This is a genomic window from Methanoculleus methanifontis, assembly GCF_030464365.1.
Lineage (GTDB): Archaea > Halobacteriota > Methanomicrobia > Methanomicrobiales > Methanoculleaceae > Methanoculleus > Methanoculleus methanifontis.
On record NZ_VCYI01000003.1, the window covers coordinates 177,872 to 196,427 of the forward strand.

At 63.2% G+C, this 18,556-nt stretch carries 16 protein-coding genes and 1 tRNA gene; 11 read left to right on the top strand and 6 right to left on the bottom strand.

Annotated features, from left to right (window positions below; all coding sequences use genetic code 11):
• Nucleotides 1-54: 54 nt before the first annotated feature.
• Entirely contained in the window at nucleotides 55-1,836 is a 1,782-nt protein-coding gene (gene infB / locus FGW20_RS03615) for a translation initiation factor IF-2 (protein WP_301676724.1), read from the bottom strand.
• A gap of 618 nt (nucleotides 1,837-2,454) precedes the next feature.
• Between infB and FGW20_RS03620 the strand changes: the two genes are divergently transcribed.
• The 7 genes from FGW20_RS03620 to FGW20_RS03650 all read left to right on the top strand — a co-directional run bounded on the left by FGW20_RS03620 (nucleotide 2,455) and on the right by FGW20_RS03650 (nucleotide 10,035).
• Nucleotides 2,455-2,527, top strand: a tRNA-His gene (locus tag FGW20_RS03620).
• A gap of 180 nt (nucleotides 2,528-2,707) precedes the next feature.
• Nucleotides 2,708-4,096 (top strand): Nramp family divalent metal transporter, encoded by a 1,389-nt coding sequence (locus FGW20_RS03625; protein WP_301676725.1) that lies wholly within the window; start codon nucleotides 2,708-2,710, stop codon nucleotides 4,094-4,096.
• 125 nt (nucleotides 4,097-4,221) lie between these two features.
• Entirely contained in the window at nucleotides 4,222-4,485 is a 264-nt protein-coding gene (locus FGW20_RS03630; RefSeq protein WP_301676726.1) for a bacteriophage holin, read from the top strand.
• A gap of 230 nt (nucleotides 4,486-4,715) precedes the next feature.
• Nucleotides 4,716-5,711, top strand: a complete 996-nt coding sequence (locus tag FGW20_RS03635) for a TIGR03885 family FMN-dependent LLM class oxidoreductase (protein ID WP_301676727.1) — start codon at nucleotides 4,716-4,718, stop codon at nucleotides 5,709-5,711.
• Between the two features lie 37 nt (nucleotides 5,712-5,748).
• Nucleotides 5,749-6,720: a TIGR03885 family FMN-dependent LLM class oxidoreductase gene (locus tag FGW20_RS03640; RefSeq protein WP_301676728.1), complete on the top strand. Its 972-nt coding sequence runs from the start codon at nucleotides 5,749-5,751 to the stop codon at nucleotides 6,718-6,720.
• 4 nt (nucleotides 6,721-6,724) lie between these two features.
• Complete coding sequence (locus FGW20_RS03645; protein ID WP_301676729.1) at nucleotides 6,725-8,641, top strand: glycoside hydrolase family 15 protein; 1,917 nt, start codon at nucleotides 6,725-6,727, stop codon at nucleotides 8,639-8,641.
• A gap of 86 nt (nucleotides 8,642-8,727) precedes the next feature.
• Nucleotides 8,728-10,035: a serpin family protein gene (locus tag FGW20_RS03650; RefSeq protein ID WP_301676730.1), complete on the top strand. Its 1,308-nt coding sequence runs from the start codon at nucleotides 8,728-8,730 to the stop codon at nucleotides 10,033-10,035.
• Nucleotides 10,036-10,061: 26 nt separating this feature from the next.
• Here FGW20_RS03650 and FGW20_RS03655 read toward each other — a convergent pair whose 3' ends face one another.
• Together FGW20_RS03655 and FGW20_RS03660 are read right to left on the bottom strand one after the other, a co-directional pair.
• Nucleotides 10,062-10,814, bottom strand: coding sequence for a TrmB family transcriptional regulator (locus FGW20_RS03655; protein ID WP_301676731.1), 753 nt, complete (start codon nucleotides 10,812-10,814; stop codon nucleotides 10,062-10,064).
• Nucleotides 10,815-11,231: 417 nt separating this feature from the next.
• On the bottom strand, nucleotides 11,232-11,915 hold the full coding sequence (locus tag FGW20_RS03660; RefSeq protein WP_301676732.1) for a helix-turn-helix domain-containing protein: 684 nt from the start codon (nucleotides 11,913-11,915) through the stop codon (nucleotides 11,232-11,234).
• Between the two features lie 228 nt (nucleotides 11,916-12,143).
• Between FGW20_RS03660 and FGW20_RS03665 the strand changes: the two genes are divergently transcribed.
• The 3 genes from FGW20_RS03665 to FGW20_RS03675 all read left to right on the top strand — a co-directional run bounded on the left by FGW20_RS03665 (nucleotide 12,144) and on the right by FGW20_RS03675 (nucleotide 15,596).
• On the top strand, nucleotides 12,144-12,563 hold the full coding sequence (locus tag FGW20_RS03665; protein WP_301676733.1) for a hypothetical protein: 420 nt from the start codon (nucleotides 12,144-12,146) through the stop codon (nucleotides 12,561-12,563).
• Complete coding sequence (locus FGW20_RS03670; protein WP_301676734.1) at nucleotides 12,560-14,818, top strand: efflux RND transporter permease subunit; 2,259 nt, start codon at nucleotides 12,560-12,562, stop codon at nucleotides 14,816-14,818. The genes FGW20_RS03665 and FGW20_RS03670 overlap by 4 nt, the downstream gene beginning before the upstream one ends.
• A gap of 88 nt (nucleotides 14,819-14,906) precedes the next feature.
• Nucleotides 14,907-15,596, top strand: coding sequence for a mechanosensitive ion channel family protein (locus tag FGW20_RS03675; protein WP_301676735.1), 690 nt, complete (start codon nucleotides 14,907-14,909; stop codon nucleotides 15,594-15,596).
• A gap of 16 nt (nucleotides 15,597-15,612) precedes the next feature.
• On the opposite strand, the gene FGW20_RS03680 is transcribed toward FGW20_RS03675, so the two are convergent.
• Nucleotides 15,613-16,404 carry a 4Fe-4S binding protein gene (locus FGW20_RS03680; protein ID WP_301676736.1) on the bottom strand — a complete coding sequence of 264 codons (792 nt, stop codon included), beginning with the start codon at nucleotides 16,402-16,404 and terminating at the stop codon, nucleotides 15,613-15,615.
• 59 nt (nucleotides 16,405-16,463) lie between these two features.
• Here FGW20_RS03680 and FGW20_RS03685 point away from each other — a divergent pair, with 59 nt between their 5' ends.
• On the top strand, nucleotides 16,464-16,670 hold the full coding sequence (locus FGW20_RS03685) for an iron dependent repressor, metal binding and dimerization domain protein (RefSeq protein ID WP_301676737.1): 207 nt from the start codon (nucleotides 16,464-16,466) through the stop codon (nucleotides 16,668-16,670).
• Here FGW20_RS03685 and cysE read toward each other — a convergent pair.
• Nucleotides 16,663-17,610, bottom strand: coding sequence for a serine O-acetyltransferase (gene cysE / locus FGW20_RS03690; RefSeq protein ID WP_301676738.1), 948 nt, complete (start codon nucleotides 17,608-17,610; stop codon nucleotides 16,663-16,665). The two genes, FGW20_RS03685 and cysE, sit on opposite strands and share 8 nt — an antisense overlap.
• Before the next feature lie 14 nt (nucleotides 17,611-17,624).
• On the bottom strand, nucleotides 17,625-18,551 hold the full coding sequence (gene cysK, locus FGW20_RS03695; protein ID WP_301676739.1) for a cysteine synthase A: 927 nt from the start codon (nucleotides 18,549-18,551) through the stop codon (nucleotides 17,625-17,627).
• Between the last annotated feature and the right edge of the window lie 5 nt (nucleotides 18,552-18,556).

Here is an 18,556-nt window from a genome sequence, read left to right on the forward strand (position 1 = left end):
GCAGGGTTAGAAGGGAGCGGTGGCCGGGAAAAGCCTGCACGCCCCCCGAACGCGTCACTTCCCCCAGAAGGGGTCTTCCCGGCGCTTGAGGGTGGTGAACTCCTCCAGGATCTCGCGCAGGCTCGGGCTCAAGTTATCGATCATCTCCCGCTCAATCACCTTAACGTGCCGCTCCGGGATATCCACGTAGAGGTCGTCGTCGACGTTGATCTGGCGGCCGACCGTCGGCCCTTCGATCGAGATCGCCACCTCCTTGCCCGCTTCTGCCTCCTGAACCGACTCGTTTTTTGCCTGGATCTGCTTGATGCGGCCGACCTTCTTGCCGCTCGGGAGGGCGAGGTTGGCACCGCTCTGGAGTTTTCCCCCGAGGACCCGGACGCCGACCACCGCCGGGTTGCTCTGCCGGAAGACGCAGTTGGGGAGGATCCGGATCTTGGCGGGCATGATCAACTTCTCGAACTTTTGCCGCTCGAGTTCCTGCTTCTTCTCGTCGCGCCACTCGATGTAGTCATCAATGAGCTGGTAGATGACCCCGCCCTCGAATATGTTGACGTGGGACATCGACGTGTCCGCGAGGGCGTCGATCGCGTCCGGCAGGACGGGGGTGTTGAAGGCGATGATCGCGCTGTAGAGGGGGTCCTTGATCGTCCCCGCCTCGATGACGTCGTGGCGGGTGACCGGCCCCACGGTCGCCCGCATCACCTGGATCTGGTGGCCTTCGAGTTCTTTCGAGAGGGCTTCGAGAGCACCGATGGTATCCGCCCGGATGATGACGCCGACATCAGAGAGGTTTACCTCGACGTCCTGGACTTCACGCCGGACCTGCTCGACCACCTCTTCTTTGTTGCCGCCGCGGACGACGCGGAGGGGGGAGCCCGCGATGACCCCGTCGAGTTTCGGGGCGGCTACCTTGATACCCGCAGCCGCGGTGACGGATTTTACCCGTTCGAACCGCTCCTCGGTCAGGATCTCGCTCATCGGGCGGGGCTTTAAGAGGGAGCGCACCTTCGTCTCGATGATCTGGTCGTTTCCGGCGGCCACGATCTCGTCCCCGACCTTGAGATTCCCGTCGTAGAGGATCACGTCGAGCGTCATCCCGAGCCCCCGCTCCTCCTTCACCTCGAGCACGGTGCCGGCGCCGGGGCCGTCGGCGCTGACCTTGAGGCTCTCGGTCATGTAACGCTGGGCAAGCCCGATCAGCACCATGAGGATGTCGGGAACCCCCTCCCCGGTGAGGGCGCTCGTCGGCACGATGCATATGTTCCGCGCGAAGTCCGAGACCCGGTCGAACCGTTCGGAGTTGAATCCGAGGTCGGAGAGTTTGCCGACGAGTTCATACACCTTCGTCTCGACCATACCCTGGACGCGCTCGTTCTGCTGCGCAAACGTCTTCAGGAACGGCTGGTTCTCCTGGACGCGCCAGCCGTGGATGCGGTCGACCTTGTTTGCCGCGATGACGAACGGTGTCTTGTAGTTGCGCAGGATCTGGAGCGCCTCGATCGTCTGGGGACGGAAGCCCTCGTTGATGTCCACCACGACGATCGCCATGTCGGCGAGCGCCCCGCCGCGCGCACGAAGGGTGGTGAAGGCGTGGTGCCCGGGGGTGTCGATGAAGAGGAGGCCCGGGACGTTGACGGTGACCTTGCTCAGGGCTCCCCCCATCCGGGTGACTGCGTCGATGGGAACAAGCGTGGCACCGATATGCTGTGTAATCTCGCCTTCTTCGGTAGATACCACGGACGAGCCCCGGATTCGGTCCAGGAGCGATGTCTTGCCGTGATCTACGTGACCCATCACACAGACGATGGGGGTCCTGATCGTTGATTGCTTTGCCATGGTAATCACCTTCGGTATATACTGTATGGACAACTAAACCCGAAAAATCCGGAGATATTGACCGCTTTTTTCCGAATCACGCCAGAGCCAGAGTGATTCCCCTACCCCCGGGGCGTCGCTCGGCGCCAGGAACACTGGTACGTTATAGAACATGGAGTCTATTAATAATTCACCTCACGGTTTGAAGCCTGGCGGCTTCTCACACTCGGGCTCTCGAAACCCTTCCGCGTTTTCTCAAACTCCGCCTGCCCCGGGTGGGGCACGCGTCGTTGTTCGAAACCCTTCCGCGTTTTCTCAAACTCCGCCTGCCCCAGGTGGGGCACGCGTCGTTGTTCGAAACCCTTCCGCGTTTTCTCAAACTCCGCCTGCCCCAGGTGGGGCACGCGTCGTTGTTCGAAGACGTTTGGTCTCTCCGAATCCCCCCTTCCGGAGAGGGAGTCTCCCCCATGGCCGGTGGCGGCCGAGCCGGGCAGCACGGCTGCCGGACACCCCAGAAATCGCGTGACCACCGGCAAGCCCGGCCGGATATGCGCCCCTGATTCCCCCGGAGGTACGTAACGCGAGCTCGGTGAAGAGATACTTTAATCAAATCCGACTGCCAATTGTTATGAGTACCTTGCCAGGGTGGGGTAGTCGGTTATCCTAAGGGACTGTGGATCCCTCGACCCGGGTTCGAATCTCGGCCCTGGCCTTCCTTTTGTTTCGTTCGATCGTCTCCGCCACGTCGCTCGTTTTCCCGGTTCAACCATAAGAAAGACATTCCGAGCGCCTGCCATCTCCACCAGGACCCCCGTCATCAGCAAGCGAAGACTTATGTATACCCGGCCCGCCCATGAGCCGACCTCGCCCCGGCTGAGGAGGCGCGACACCCATGGCAGACGAAGACCAGACCATTGTCCCCCCGGCCCCCCGCGGGGGGGAGGTCGTCAAATGGATAGGGCCCGCGATCATCTGGATGATCTCGGCCATCGCGACCGGGGAACTCCTCTTTACCCCGCGGATCGCCTCGCTCTACGGTTACACTGTTCTCTGGACCATCATCCTTGCGATATTCCTCAAGGCGCTTCTCGCCCGCGAGATCGGGCGATACGCCGTCGTGACGGGAGGATCGCTTCTTCAGGGGATCAAGAACCTCCCCGGACCGAAGAACTGGGGGGTCTGGATTATCATACTCCCGCAATTCTTCGTTGCGGTCACGACTATCACCGGCATGGCAGGGGCCGCGAGTTCGGCGATCATCCTCGCCCTTCCCGGGGGGTTTGTGGTATGGGCAATCATATTCCTGCTGATCTCGCTCGTCCTGGTCTTCTTCGGGAGGTACAAAGGTGTCGAGAACGCCTCCATCGTGATGGCCATCGTCATCATCGTCGCCCTGGTGATCACCGCAGCCTTCGTCTTCCCCGGCGCCGAACCGCTCGCCGCCGGCCTGGTGCCGGCCCTCCCCCCCGACGTCGACTTCGCCGAACTCCTCCCCTGGATCGGGTTCATGATGTCGGGGGCCGCCGGCCTCATCTGGTACTCCTACTGGCTCACGGCCCGGGGTTACGGTTCCGCCTACTACACTGTTCACAGGCGGGGAGGGGAGGAGGCGGTCATCGAGGAAGAGGATCTGCCGGATATCGGGCACCTCTCTCCGACCGAGACCGGGCGGATACGCGACTGGATCCGGATCATGACCGTTTCCACGACCATCGCCTCGAGTATCGTCCTCATCCTGCTCATCGCGCTCCTCATCCTGGGCGCCGAACTCCTCCGGCCGCAGGGCCTCCTCCCCCAGGGGCCGGAGGTGACCGCAGTCCTCTCGGTGCTCCTCGGTGACGTCTGGGGGCCGCCGGGAGCCTGGCTGATGATCCTCGCTGCGTTCTTTGCCTTCTGGAGCACCATTGTCGCGAATCTGGACGGCTGGACCAGGATGCTCGGCCAGGGATCGATCTTCATCGCCCGCCAGATGAAGGCGGCGGGACGATGGGTCTCGATGCGGTTCTACCGCTACGTCTATCTTTTCGGCCTGATGGGAGCCCTGCCGCTCATTCTCATCGTCGTCAGGCCGGAGCCCGTGACCTTCCTCGGCATGGCGGGGATCGTCGAGGCGATCCACATCCCGGTGGTCGCGTTTGCGACACTCTACCTGAACAGGCAGACACTTCCGCGGGAGTTCCGGCCATCCCTTTCTGTCACCATCCTGACCTTCGCTGTGGGTGTATTCTTTGCAGCCTTCTCGGTCTACTACATCTACATCGAGGTTCTGGGGCTGGCATGAAGGGGACGGCGTTCACCAGTGCCGGCCTCCCGGGAGCCGTGGAGAGTATGCCCGCCCGGCGTGCGGCACCTTCTTTACGCCCGGGAAGAGGGGGGTGCGCCCCGGCAAGGGGGGGAGACGATGGGATGAAGCTCGATCTGAAAGCGTTTGCCCTCGCAGGAGGGCTCTTCTGGGGATTAGGCATAGTTTTCCTGACCTGGTGGCTGCTTCTCACGCGGGATAAACGGGGAAGGGGCAACCGGTATGGAGAACTCATCGGCCGGATATACCCTGGATACCGCGTCAGCCCGAAAGGGAGCGTCATCGGACTATTCTGGGGGTTCATCGACGGGTTCGCAGCTGCAGGCATCTTCGGGCTGCTCTACAACCATTTCGCAAAAAAAACGTGACTCCAGGCGTCCCGGGAAACTGCCCGCTTCGACGCCTCCCGCGGTTGGAGCAGGGTGCCTCCATGCACCCCGGACCCCTGTCTCCGCCAGGTGTCACAGTCCCTTTAGCGGTAGCGTCACCGATCTGGAGCGTGTGGTGCCGGATCTCAGCCCCACCGGTATATTTTAAATACCCGGGAACCCTGTCTGGCTGCGGTTCACAGGAGGAGAACCGGCATCGAGGCGGTATTATGGCAGAACCAGGGCTGACGATAGGGTATCACGCATCGCACGAGCAGTTTCCCCCTAGCTCGTTGCTGCACCTCGCACAACGCGCTGAGAACGCCGGGTTCCAGAGCATGCTCTCGTCGGATCACTTCAACCCCTGGATCCCCGCCCAGGGGGAGAGCGGGTTTTCGTGGTCGTGGCTCGGTGCGGCGATGCAGGCGACCTCGCTCTCCGCAGGCGTCGTCTGTGCGCCCGTGCAGCGCTACCACCCCGCCATCGCCGCACAGGCGGCAGCGACCCTTGCGGAGATGTTCCCCGGCAGGTTCTTCGTCGCCGTCGGGAGCGGCCAGCTCCTCAACGAGGGGATCACGGGCGATCCCTGGCCCCCAAAAGAGGGGCGCAACGAGCGGCTGCTCGAGGCCGCGACGATCATGCGCAGGCTCTGGGCGGGCGAGACCGTGACGACCGCAGGCCTGATACGCACCGTCGAGGCGCACCTCTACACCCGTCCTGCCGAACCGCCAGCGCTGATAGGGGCCGCCTTATCCCCCGAAACGGCCGAGTGGTTGGGGGGGTGGGTGGACGGCCTCATCACCACCGCAAGACCCGAGAAGCAACTCCGCAAGGTCGTGGAGGCGTTCCACCGCGGCGGCGGGGAGGGGAAACCGCTCTACCTGAAAGTCGACCTCTCCTACGCCCGGGCTCATGAAGAGGCCGTAGAGGGAGCGCACGACCAATGGCGCGCAAACATCCTCTCCGGGCCGGTGCTGGAGAATCTCCGGACGCCCGAGCAGCTCGACGCGGCCGCGGAGTTTATCACCGCAGAAGAGGTCTCCGCCGAGGTGCGCACCTCGGCGGATCTTGACGAGCACATCGAGTGGCTGAAGACCGACATCGAGCTCGGGTTCACCCGGCTGTACCTCCATAACGTCAACCGGGAACAGGAGGCGTTCATCGAGGACTTCGGCAGGGAGGTGCTGCCGGCCCTGACCCGACCGGCCCCTCTTCCGGTTGCATGACGGGCGGGACGTCAGGAGTGTAACCGGAGGTTCAGGTATGGATAGGAACAGAATCGGCTACTACGCTTCCCACGAGCAGTTCGGACCGGGGGAGCTGCTCGAGCACGTGAAAGCGGCAGAGTCCGCGGGGTTCCACTCGGTGCTCTCCTCGGAGCACTTCCACCCCTGGAGCGAGAGGCAGGGGGAGAGCGGGTTTGCCTGGTCGTGGCTCGGTGCGGCAATGCACGCCACGAAGAAGATGCCGTTCGGGGTCATCACTGCCCCGGGCTATCGTTACCACCCGGCAGTCGTCGCTCATGCGGCCGCAACGCTCGCCGTGATGTTCCCGGGCCGGTTCTGGGTAAGCATCGGGAGCGGCGAACTGCTCAACGAGGGGATTATCGGCGAACGCTGGCCCGGGCGGGGAGAGCGCAACGACCGGCTGCTCCAGTGCGCCGGCGTGATGCGCGACCTCTGGGCGGGGGAGAGCGTGACCCGCGACGGCCCTGTCAGGGTCGAGAGAGCCCGGCTCTACACCCGACCCCCGGAGCCCCCGCTCCTCCTGGCGGCGGCGAACGCCTGCAGCACCGCAGAATGGGTCGGTGGGTGGGCGGACGGCCTCATCACCCTGGCGAAGCCGCTCTGCCGGCTCGCGGAGATCATCGACCTCTTCCGCAGGGGCGGGGGAGAAGGAAAACCAGTGTACCTCAAACTGGATATCGCCTACGGGCGGGACGACGAGGAGGCGCTCCAGGGGGCGCACGACCAGTGGCGGAACATGATGGTCGGCGGCGGGCTCATCACCGAGCTCAGGACGCCGCGGGAGTTCGACGCTGCAGGCGAGTTTGTCAGGGACAAAGACCTCCAGGAGAGGTTCCTGATCTCGGCAGACCTCGACCGGCACATCGAGCGGCTGCAGGAGTTCCTTGATCTCGGGATAGACCGGATCTACCTCCATAACGTGACGAACGACCAGACCGCGTTCATCGAGGACTTCGGGCGCGAGGTTCTCCCCGCGGTCGGCAGGTGATACGATGCAGAAGAACGGCTACAAACCTATCAGCGACTATGCCGTCATCGGGAACCTCCGGACAGCAGCACTCGTCGGGACGGACGGCTCGATCGACTGGTGCTGTTTCCCCTACCTCGACAGGACAAGTGTCTTCGCCGCCCTGCTCGATGCCCGGCGGGGCGGCAGGTTCAGGGTCTCGGTCCCGGGGATAGAACGCGGGCGGCAATGGTATGTCGAGAATACCAACATCCTCAAGACGGAGTTCTCCGGCGACGCGGGGACACTCGTGGTGACCGATCTGATGCCGCTCTCCGGGGATATCGAGGGGCGCGCAGGCTCGTTCGCCCCGCCAGAACTCTACCGCATCCTCGAGTGCAACCGGGGAAGCGTGGAGGCGGCGGTCGAGTGGTCGCCCCGGTTCGACTACGCCCGGGGGATGACCGGGGTCTCGCGGATCCCACGCGGCTGGCTCGCGACCGACGGGAGAGACGACATGACCCTCTTCGGCCTCGAAGGTGCCGGGGAGATCGAGGAAGAAGAGGGAGGGCATACCCTCCGGGCGGAGATCCCGATGCAGGAAGGCGACCGGTGCGTCCTGATAGCCCGGTGGGGAACCGAAGACCTGACCTACGTCCCTGACAGGGCGGAGTCGGTGGAAGAGGAAACGACGGAGGTCTGGCGGACGTGGGCGCACAGGAACGGGGCCGCCCGCGCAGAGGAGTGGGCGGGTGGCCTGCTCCCGCTCCTCGTCCGATCCGAGCTCGCTCTCAAACTGCTGACGAACACGGCGACGGGTGCGATCGCCGCCGCACCGACGACATCGCTCCCCGAGGATATCGGTGGCGTGCGGAACTGGGACTACCGGTTCTCCTGGATCCGGGACTCGGCCATGACGGCGCAGGCGCTGATCGCTCTCGGGCACGAAAAAGAGGCGATCGAACTCCTCGCCTGGATGGAACGGGTCTCGGAGATGCATGCTGGGGAAGGGCCGGGGCTCCGTCTCATGTACAGCATCCACGGGTGGACCGACCTCGATGAAGAGGAACTCCCCCATCTCGAGGGATACCGGGGCTCGCGCCCGGTCAGGATCGGGAACGAAGCCGCCACCCAGCTCCAGCTCGAGATCTATGGCGAACTCCTCAACACCGCGTACGAGCTCGTCCGGCGGGGATACAAACTCCCGGAGAAGGAGATGGCGTTCCTCTCCAGGGTTGCAGATGAGGCATGCACCCTCTGGAAAGAGCCCGACCACGGGATCTGGGAGATCCGGGGCGAGCAGCGTCACTATGTCTACTCGAAGGTGATGCTCTGGGTGGCGCTCGACCGGGCGGTCCACCTTGCCGATCGGTACGGCCTCCGGGGGAACCGGGATCGATGGGTGCGGGGTGCTGCGGCGCTCAGACAGCAGATCCTTGAGCAGGGTTACGATGCGGAAGCAGGCGCTTTCGTCCAGTCCTACGGGTCAAAAGACCTCGATGCTGTCAACCTCCGTATCGCGCTGCTCGAGTTCCTCCCCTTCGATGACGAGCGGATCCAGGGGACGATTGATGCGACAATAGAGGGGCTGATGGAGAACGATCTTGTCTACCGTTACCGGGTGGACGATGGTCTCCCGGGTGAGGAGGGAGCGTTCGGGCTCTGCACGTTCTGGCTCATCGACTGCCTCGCGCTCTCCGGCCGGATCGAGGAGGCACGATCGCTTTTTGAGCGGATGGCAAACCGCGCGAACCACGCGGGCCTCTACCCCGAGCAGTTTGATCCGGCGACAGGAGAGTTCCTCGGGAACTTCCCCCAGGCATTCACGCATATCGGCCTTGTCAACAGCGCCCTCTACCTTGCATACGCCGAAGGAAGACCGATTCCGGGACACTCTCTCATTGGGACGCCGGAGCACCGTGCGGAACTCGAGACGAGACGCATCGGAGAGGTGCTGCATTGAGGAAATGAACTGTCCGCCCGGCAAGACTTCGAAAAACTTCGTCGTTAACGCCAGGTATAATTATCCGGCACACCATACCGCACATCATGAACAGAAGGGTTAGCGGCCTGCTGCTCCTCGCAGGCTTCATCATGATCGGCTGCATCGCTGCCGGGTGCACCGATATGCCGACGACGTCCGGGCAGCCGGCTCCTCCCGCCGGGCAGGAAACCCCGGATCCCGGGCTGGCGGCAGAAGGCGCCGGCAACGTCTCGGCAGGGAACAACCGGTTCGCGGCCGACCTCTACCGGCACCTCGCAAGCGACCCGGGATCCGCGGGCAAAAACATCTTCTTCTCGCCCTACAGCATCTCCTCGGCCCTCGCGATCACTTACGAGGGCGCCCGGGGCACGACCGCCGACGAGATCGGGTCGGTGCTCCACCTGCCACAGAACGAGACTCTCCGGCGTGCAGGGTTTGCCGGGCTTGATGCCGTCCTGAACAGCGGGGACGAGAATTACTCCCTCCGAACCGCAAACGCTCTCTGGGCAGAGGAGACCTGCCCGTTCCTCCCGGGTTACATCGATACGGCCGCCCGGTGGTACGGGGCGAACGTAACAAACCTTGACTTCGTCAACGACTCCGAAGCATCGCGGCAGACGATCAACCGCTGGGTGGAGGAGAAGACCGAGGATCGGATCCGCGACCTCCTCCCCGCCGGTTCGATCGACTCCATGACCCGGCTCGTGATCACGAACGCGATCTACTTCAAGGGCACCTGGGTCAAGCAGTTCGACCCCGCCGAGACGACCGAGGAGGAGTTCCGGGTCGCTCCGGGGGAGACGGTGCGGGTTCCGATGATGCACCGGACAGATGAGGACGCAATCTACGGGTACGCGGAGACCGGGACCCTCCAGGCGCTCAGGATGCCGTATGCGCACGCCGACGGAACGGAACTCTCGATGCTCGTCCTCCTTCCGCGGGAAGACAACCTGACGGCGGCAGAGGAGGCGCTGGATGCGGAGACGCTCGTGGACCTCCGGAAAACGCTCGCCGACCAGCGCGTCAGGGTCGTCTTCCCGAAGTTCACGCTTGAGACGACGTACAGCCTCCCGCAGGTGCTCGCAGCGATGGGGATGCCGACGGCTTTTTCCGATGCAGCCGACTTCTCGGGGATGGACGGGACAGAGGATCTCTTCATCAGCGACGTCGTCCATAAGGCCTTCGTCGACGTGAACGAGGAGGGTACCGAGGCTGCGGCGGCGACCGGCGTCGTCATGAATCTGGCGAGCGCACCCATGGAAGACCGGACACCCGTCTTCCGGGCGGATCATCCGTTCGTCTTCCTCATCGTCGAGGAGGATTCCGGCACGATCCTCTTTGCAGGACGGGTCGCGAACCCGGAGAGCGCGTAAGGAGGCGGCGGCGACCGGCCGCCCCCTCACGCCTCATTAAGCCGCTCGACGATCGTCTTCTGCATGTAACCGATGAGCGGCATATCCGAGCCGATCACCGCGTGCCGCCCGGATCCCGCGGTGGCGATGACGAAGAAGTCACGGCCGTCGACCAGTATGGAGCACTCATCCTTCCTCAAGCCCATTGCGGACTCGTTCACCGCCGGGGTCTCGAGGAGTTCGAGCACGGCACCCCTGGCCTCATAGATCGGAAGCCGGATGTCGACATAATCTTCCTTCTTCCGTACGACCACGTAGAGGTCGATCTTGCGCTTGAGCGGTTTGATGGCCGCATAGTGCTTCCGGAGAAACGCCGGATCGTAGCAGAGGATCACCATGCTCTTCTTTACCCGGCGGAAGAGCGAGGAGAGATGGTTCTCGATCGCCCAGCCGCTCCTGAGGATGAAGAACGAATCGGGAGGGAGACGCGGTTTGACTGAGAGGCTCTTTAACACCTCGCGGGTCTCGTCGAGGGTCTGGATGTAATCTTCTTTGAGTCGGTCGAAGACCACGTCGATCTCGAGCACGTAATAGGAGGTAGGGGATCCTTCCTCAACTGCGATGAAGCCCCGCTGGGCCAGGTCGTTTAAGATCTCGTAGATCCGTCCCCGGGGAACCCCGCTTGCTTCGTGGATGTCTCGTGCGGTTGCCTTCTGCAGCCCGACGAGCGTGGAGTAGACGCTTGCCTCGTATTCGTTCATCCCGAGAGCCCGGAGCCCGGGAACTATTTCGGCAACCATTGCACCTCTGTTTGGTTGCAACACACTTATGGTTTGCGGGAGAGACGGATAGATCAGCGAGAGAGAACCCGTCTCCTCGCAAGAACGTCCCCATAGCAGCCGCCCGCAGAGGCATACACCCCGAACCGACCCCCACGCAGAATGGGTCGGATCGCCAGGCCGGGAATACCCACCATCGAAGAAGGCTGTCCTGGTGAGGACGAATTAGAGCAGCACGCAAGAGCGATACCACCTGAACCAACAGATACCCCGGATAGGAATGTCCTCAAAAGACCGAGATAGGTCATCAACATGCCCTGGAACGTATCCGGCGGCGACGGCGGCTGGCCCGGGGTGTGGCTGACCCGCCGCTCGAACCGCTACCTCTCCCGGGGACACTTCTATTCTACGGTATGCCGGGACAGGCGGCACCTGCCGTCAGTAGCCGGCAAGGAGCGTGGCAATGAGCCGTACCTCCGCCTTTCGCAGGTGCTCTATCGCGGTGGCTTTGCTGATGCCCACCTTCTCCGCCAGCTGCTGGCTGTTGATCTTACGAGGGTACTCGTAGTAGCCATACTGTTTTGCCGCGATCAGCAGGTCCCTCTGCCGGGGAGTGAGCCGTGAGAGGGGATTGTTCCCGGAAAAGGTTGCTTCCTCGAAGATGACGTTCTGGATCTCGCCGTAGGTGGACATGAGAAGGAGAATTTTGTTCAGGTTCTCGGCGTCGCCGATGCAGGTGTAGACATACAGGTCGCGGGACTTGTACATGGGCAACGTCCAGATAATATCCAGGTCGAACTCGCGCATCTTCTCCAGCAGGAACTCGTCCTGGATGACACATCGCAGAAAGCAGGTATACGTCCGGCCGTCGCCCTTGAGCACCTCAAGAGAACCGAGAACTTCCGGGAGCTCAAGGTCGTTCGCGGTGTATCCCGCTTTCATCGTGATCTCGGCAATCACCGTCTCCTCCCCCCGCTCAAAGTTCATCTTGAGCAACTCGACGAGCCTGACAGATTCGACCCTATCCATGAAGTGCTGCACCGCCTGGTTGAGAACCTCTGCGTCGGCGGGCATGCCCATCAACGGATCCTTCAGGCAGACCTCGACGGTCATCTTGCGCATACACCGTGTGGGACGCCGCACCCTATAATCCCCGTACATATACGGGAGAACCTTGAATCCCCGGGTATTCCAGAGTACTGTATGGGAAGCACACGTGAACCGGCTGCAGGGAATCACACCGGGGAAGCGGAATCCGATATAGGTCCCCGCCCGGGTTGCAGCAGGTTCATATCCTGTCCCTTGAAAATACTACCCTCATCAGATGAGCCACTTATAACGAGGACAGACGTGAACTGCGCAACCACCTGCAACATCGGGTCTCGCCGGGGTTCCGAAGAAACCCGGTGCCGGAGACCGGCCCACCGCAAAGCACTCTACAAAGAACTTTTCTTTGAAGAGACCGGCCAGATCTGGATCGAAGCCGGATTCCTCCCCCCGGCAGACTACCGGCGAGCCGTGGCCCTGCTCCACCGTCTCGCCATGGACGAAGAGGGCACGGCATCCCTGCTCTCGTCCGTTCTCACGATGACGGCTAAATCCGCCGAAACGGGCAGCGGCTACCGGATCCTCGACCCCGTAAAACTCCGGCGCACAGCAGAGGACTACGGGATTGAGCCCGCCGGAAGAAGCGATGGCGAGATTGCTCACGCGGTGACCATGGCGATCATCGGCGAGTACGGGGAAACGGCGGTGGAGGAGCACGCATGAAAAATCCCTATGAGTGGCTCGCTGCCGCCATCAACAACCACACCTGGACCGTCGCCGGGGTTGCCGCGGCCATATTCATCCTGGCATGCTTCGGGCTCTCGATGGTCTCGATGGAGACCGGTGACGATGCCTACCTTGACAAGAGCACACCCCGCGGCGCGATGCTCGACCACTATATGGAGACCTACGGCTCCGACGCAATCATGCTCATCTACGAGACGGATAGCGTCAGGAGTACCGAGATTCTCAGGTTTATCGACCATCTCCAGGAAGACCTCAGGAACGAGCGTTACGTCGACGAGGTCTCCGGCGTCGTCGATCTCCTGAAACAGGCCAACGGCGGCACCCTGCCGTCGTCCACAGCGGAGATCGACGCGATCATCGGCCAGGCTCCGCCGGAGATGGTCGAGAGGATGCTACCTTCGGATCTGATGACGATCAGCGTCATCAACCTCGAAGCGGGCGTCACGATGGACGCCCAGCAGCAGGTTCTCAATAACATCAGGTCCGTCATTGCCATATCGGAGCCCCCGCCCGGCCTCACAGTCACCGTCTCAGGAAACCCGGCGTTCGCTCAGGAGATGGGCGAGGCAATGGGATCCGAGACGGGCATGCTGATCCTGGTGGCCATGGTCCTGATGGTCCTCGCGGTGACGTTCCTCTTCTCCCACGTCCGCTACCGCCTTCTCCCGGTCGGAATCGTGGCCGTCGGGCTGATCATGACCTTCGGGTTCATGGGCCTCTTCGGCATTCCCATCAGCATGGTGGTGGTCGGAGCGTTCCCGGTCCTGATCGGGATCGGGATCGACTACGCAATTCAACTCCACGCACGGTTCGACGAGGAGATCCGGCACGGCACGATCCCACAGGCCGTCTGGGCCACCGTTACGCAGATGGGGCCGTCGATCCTGATCGCGATGTCGGCGACGGCGCTCGGGTTCATCGCGATGTTCTTTGCGCCGGTGCCGATGGTGGCCGACTTCGGGATGGTCTGCACCATCGGGGTTGTCTCCTGCTACATCGCGGCGCTCATCATCGTCCCGGTCTTTGCGATCGTCACCCGCTACCGGCCGAGGAAGGAGGCCGCAGCCGTCGGATCCGAACCGGCGGGCGGGGAATCTCTCATCGAGCGATACGACCGTCTCCTCGGGCGGCTGGCCTACACCGTCGCGAAATACCCGATCCCGGTCATCCTGATCTTTGCGACGGTCGCGGCAGGAGGGTTCTACCTCGACCAGAGCGTTCCCGTCAGTGCGGACGAGAAGACCTTCGTCCCCGGCGATATGCCCGCCCTTCTCTCCCTCGAGAAACTTACCCGGGTCATGGGATCGACAAGCACCATCCCGGTCGTCGTGCTCGCGGACGACGTCCTCTCCCCGGAGACGCTTGCCTGGATAGATCAGTTCGGGGTCTACGAGCAGGAGCATAACGACAAGATCACGGGCGTCACGAGTGTCGCGACCCTGATCCGGGAGTACAACGGCGGGACGCTCCCCTCGACCGAGAGGGAGGTCAACAATGTTACTGCCCGGATCCCGGAGGAGACCCTCTCCCGTTACCTCAACGGGAACCTGGAGGCGGTGCTCGAGTTCTCGACGGTCGACATGGAGATGAGTGCCGCACGTGACCTCGTCGGGAGGATACAGGACGACGTTGCGTGGAACAACCCGCCGGCCGGCGTGACGGTGAAGATCACCGGCCAGATGGAGATGTTCGCCGCCGTCATGGACGACATCAGCGATTCAAGGGTGTATATGACCGTGCTCGGGTTTGCCTTCATCCTCGGGTTCCTGATCCTCGTCTACCGGAAGTTCGGCGCCGTCTCGCCGGTCATCCCGATCGTCTTCATCGTGGGGTGGAACGGCGCGATCATGTACCTCCTCGGCCTCGAATACACGCCGCTGACGGCCGTCCTCGGGTCGATGACGATCGGCGTCGCGTCCGAGTACACCATCCTGATCATGGAGCGGTGCGAGGAGGAACTCAGCCGGGGCATGGAGTTCCTCGACGCTGTCCAGACCGCCGTCCAGAAGATCGGGACGGCCATCACGGTCTCCGGGCTGACGACGGTCTTCGGGTTCTCGGCGCTTACCTTCTCGACCTTCAACATCATCAGCAACTTCGGGATTGTGACGGTCATATCGGTAGGGTTCTCGCTCGTGGGGGCAATCGTCGTCATGCCGGCGATTCTTGCGCTGATGTACCGCTACACCGGGCGCTCCCGCGCTGTAGCGGCGGCCGGGGTCCCGGAGTAAACCCCTCCGTCACCCCCACGACCCGGGAGGCGGCAGGGGCATCAAGGTTTATATAGTACGGGCCATATCCTTCCCCCGGTGATATACCGTGACAAATGGAGATCTCTCGGCTCAGGTGTTTGAGCCGGTTGAAGAACTGGCTCGTAATGTTATTCTGTTTCTGCCAAACCTCATTGCAGCAATCGTCATCCTCATCATCGGCTGGATCCTCGGGCGTATCCTCGGGAGGGTCGTTTCCGAAGTCCTCGACCGGGTCGGCGTCGACGACGCGCTCCGGAAGACATCGGTCGGCCAGCAGATCGAACGTTCCACGATGAACATAAGCCGCCTTTTCGACGTCATCGTCCGCTGGTTCATCTACCTCATCGCAATCCTCACAGCAGTCAGCGTCCTGCAGATCCCTGCCCTGACGACGGCGGTTGCGGCCATCGTGGCTTACATCCCGAACGTCGTCGCATTCCTCATCATCCTGGTCGCCGGATTCATCCTGATCGACTGGCTGCTGGACATCCTCCAGAACATGGGGGAGGTGCAGAGCATCCAGGGTTTCGGACTGATCACGATGCTGCTACGGGCGTTCCTTTACTTCGTCGTCGCCATCCTCGCACTCCAGCAGCTCATGCTCGACCTCTCCATCATCTACGTCTTCGTCGTCCCGATCGCATGGGGAGTCGGGATCGGCATCGGTGCGGCGATCGCCATCATCGTCGGGCTCGGCATGCGCGACCGGGCGCCGGAACTCATGGACCAGTTGATAGGCAAAGTGAGAAAAGAATAATCCTTTTTTGGCGGGCTTACAACCCGCCGTACTTCTGCACATGCTCCCGGGCCCGGCGGTAGCGTGGATCCCGGTCAGCGGCGGGAGCGTCCCGGCCGTAGTGCCGCCGGTCCTCCCCCACCGGGCAGACCTTTATGCAGATGCCGCAGGGCGAGATGTGGCGCCGGGCGAGTTCCGCGCTGTTTTCGGCGCAGGCCGCCTTATCGGTGAGGCCCTCAGGGTAGTCCCGCTCGTCAAGCGCGGCCGCGGGACAGGCGCGGACGCAGAGCATGCACCGGGTGCAGAGGTCTTCCGCGAGCAGCGGATCGGGCGGGAGGTCCGCGGCGGTGATGACCGAGCCGAACCTGACCCGGGGGCCGTACTCCGGCGTGAGGAGCGTGTTGTTCACGCCGAAGGTCCCGAGCCCCGCGAGGAGCGCGGCGTGACGGTGCGAGAAGAAGGCGACGGGGTTTTCCTGGAGCACCTCGATGCTCCCGTAGCCGTCCCGGGGAACGAAGACCGAGGGGAAGCCCTCGTCATTGAGGAAGGAGGCAAGCCGGTAGGTGTACTGGTCGAGCAGGGTGTTGACGGTCTTATAGAGCTCGTGGTAGTAGATCGAGGGGGAGGTCTCGAGCACCGGGAGGTGAACCGGAAGGCCGATGACGATCACCGACCGCGCCTCGGGGAAGATCGACTGCGGGTAGAACTCCTCGGGCATCCAGGGCTGGAACGGCGGGTGCTCCCACCGATCCGTGCTCGCGACCCCGGCGAGCGGGATCTCCATTCGCCGGCACCGCTCGAGGACGGCTGCCTTCAGGTCGTCGTTCATGGTTACCGGATCTCTTGCGTGCGGCGGGAAAAAGGTTCACCCCTGAAAACAGTACGGTCGTGGCACCCGAAGGGTGGAGCATTGCCGAAGTCATCAAGTACCGGCACGAGACGCTCCGGGCCTTCCTCACACTCATCCGGGTGCCGGAGGTGGCCGCCTCCCGGGATGCCTGTATCATGGAGCATGAGATCTCTCCGGAGACCATCGAACAGATCCGTCATTTTGTCCCTCCCCGGCAGGGGTATCCGGACTTCAGGATCACCTGAGAACATCCCTCTGACCGAAGAACCGATCCCAGTCCCATGGCTCGTCGAACACCCGGATCTCGACGTCCCGGACGCCGCTCACGTCGAGCACCTGGCTCCGGACCCGGTCGGTAAGGTAGTCGACGAGCGGGCAGGCCGCGGTGGTCAGGACCATCTCCACGAGCACCGAGGAGTCCTGAACGGTGATCCCCTTGATCAGGCCGAGGTCGACGACGTCGATCCCGACTTCCGGGTCGATCACCTCTTTAAGCGCCGCCCGGATGCTCTCCTCGAGCGCGATCTCCTCCTGCCGTTTACCGCCAACCAGGCCCGACTGTTCCACCGCCCGGAGCCGGTCTTCGATCCGATTCTGTCTATCAAGCATGCGGCTGACCACTCGGAGCATCGGGTCGGGGAGGTCGCCGCGGTCGAGTCTCTCCTGGCCCTTCTGGCACTTCGGGCCGGCGAGCCTCCCTGGAACCCCCACGACCGTCGCACCGGCGGGGACGGGGTGGACGACGACCGAACCCGCCCCGATCTTCGCTCCGCGCCCGACGATGATGGGGCCGAGAACGCTCGCCCCCGACCCGATGATGACGCCGTCCTTGATGGTCGGGTGCCGTTTCGTCTGCTCGAGCGCGGTGCCGCCGAGCACGACGCCCATGTAGATCAGGACGTCGTCGCCGACCTCCGCCGTCTCGCCGATCACGACGCCCGATCCGTGGTCGATAAAGACGCGGCGGCCGACCTTCGCGCCGGGGTGGATCTCGATCCCGGTCAGCGCCCGGGCGATATGGGAGACCAGACGGGCCGGGAAGTAGAGCCGACGGCGGTAGAAGGCATGCGCTATTCGGTGCGCCCAGATCGCGTGGATGCCGGGGTAGCAGCAGATCACCTCGATCGTCGACCGGGCCGCCGGGTCTTTGTCAAAGACCGTCTGGATATCCTCCCTGATCCCCAACCTTACACCTCTGTTCAGTCGAAGAGGCCGGTGGAGAGGTAACGCTCGCCGGTATCCGGGAGGATCACGACGATCAGTTTCCCCTCAAACTCCGGCCGACGTGCGACCTCGCAGGCAGCGTGTGTCGCCGCACCGGACGATATCCCGGCGAGGATGCCTTCCTCACGGGCAAGCCTGCGTGTCATGGCGAACGCCTCCTCCGATGTGACCCGGACGACCTCGTCGACCAGGTCCGCCCGGTAGATCCGCGGCATGAACCCGGCCCCGATCCCCTGGATCCGGTGCGGGCCGGGATTCCCGCCGGAGAGGACGGGGGACTCGGCGGGCTCGACGGCGATTGCCTTAAAGGCGGGTTTCCGGGGTTTCAGCGCCTCTGCAATCCCCGTGATCGTTCCCCCGGTACCGACGCCCGCGACCAGGACGTCCACCTCCCCGTCGGTGTCCCGCCAGATCTCCTCGGCGGTCGTCCGCCGGTGTACGGCCGGGTTGGCCGGATTCTCGAACTGCTGGGGGACGAAATAGACGTCCGGCTCTTCGGCCGCGATCTCTGCCGCCCGGCGGATCGCCCCGGCCATCCCCTCGGTGCCCGGTGTCAGGACCAGTTCTGCCCCGAGGGCCCGGAGCACCTTCTGGCGCTCGACGCTCATCGTCTCGGGCATCACGAGCCTGAGCCAGTACCCCCGGGCGGCGCAGACGAACGCAAGGCCGATCCCGGTGTTCCCGCTGGTGGGCTCGACGATCACCGTCCCTTCCCGGACTTTGCCTTCCCGCTCTGCGGCCTCGATCATCGCCACGCCGATCCGGTCTTTTACACTCCCCATCGGGTTGAACGATTCCAGTTTGGCAACCACGGTGGCCGGAGCGCCCTCCGTGATCCGGTTCAGCCTGACGACCGGAGTGTTGCCGATCGTCCATGTTATATCCCGATATATTCGTCCCATCCGCT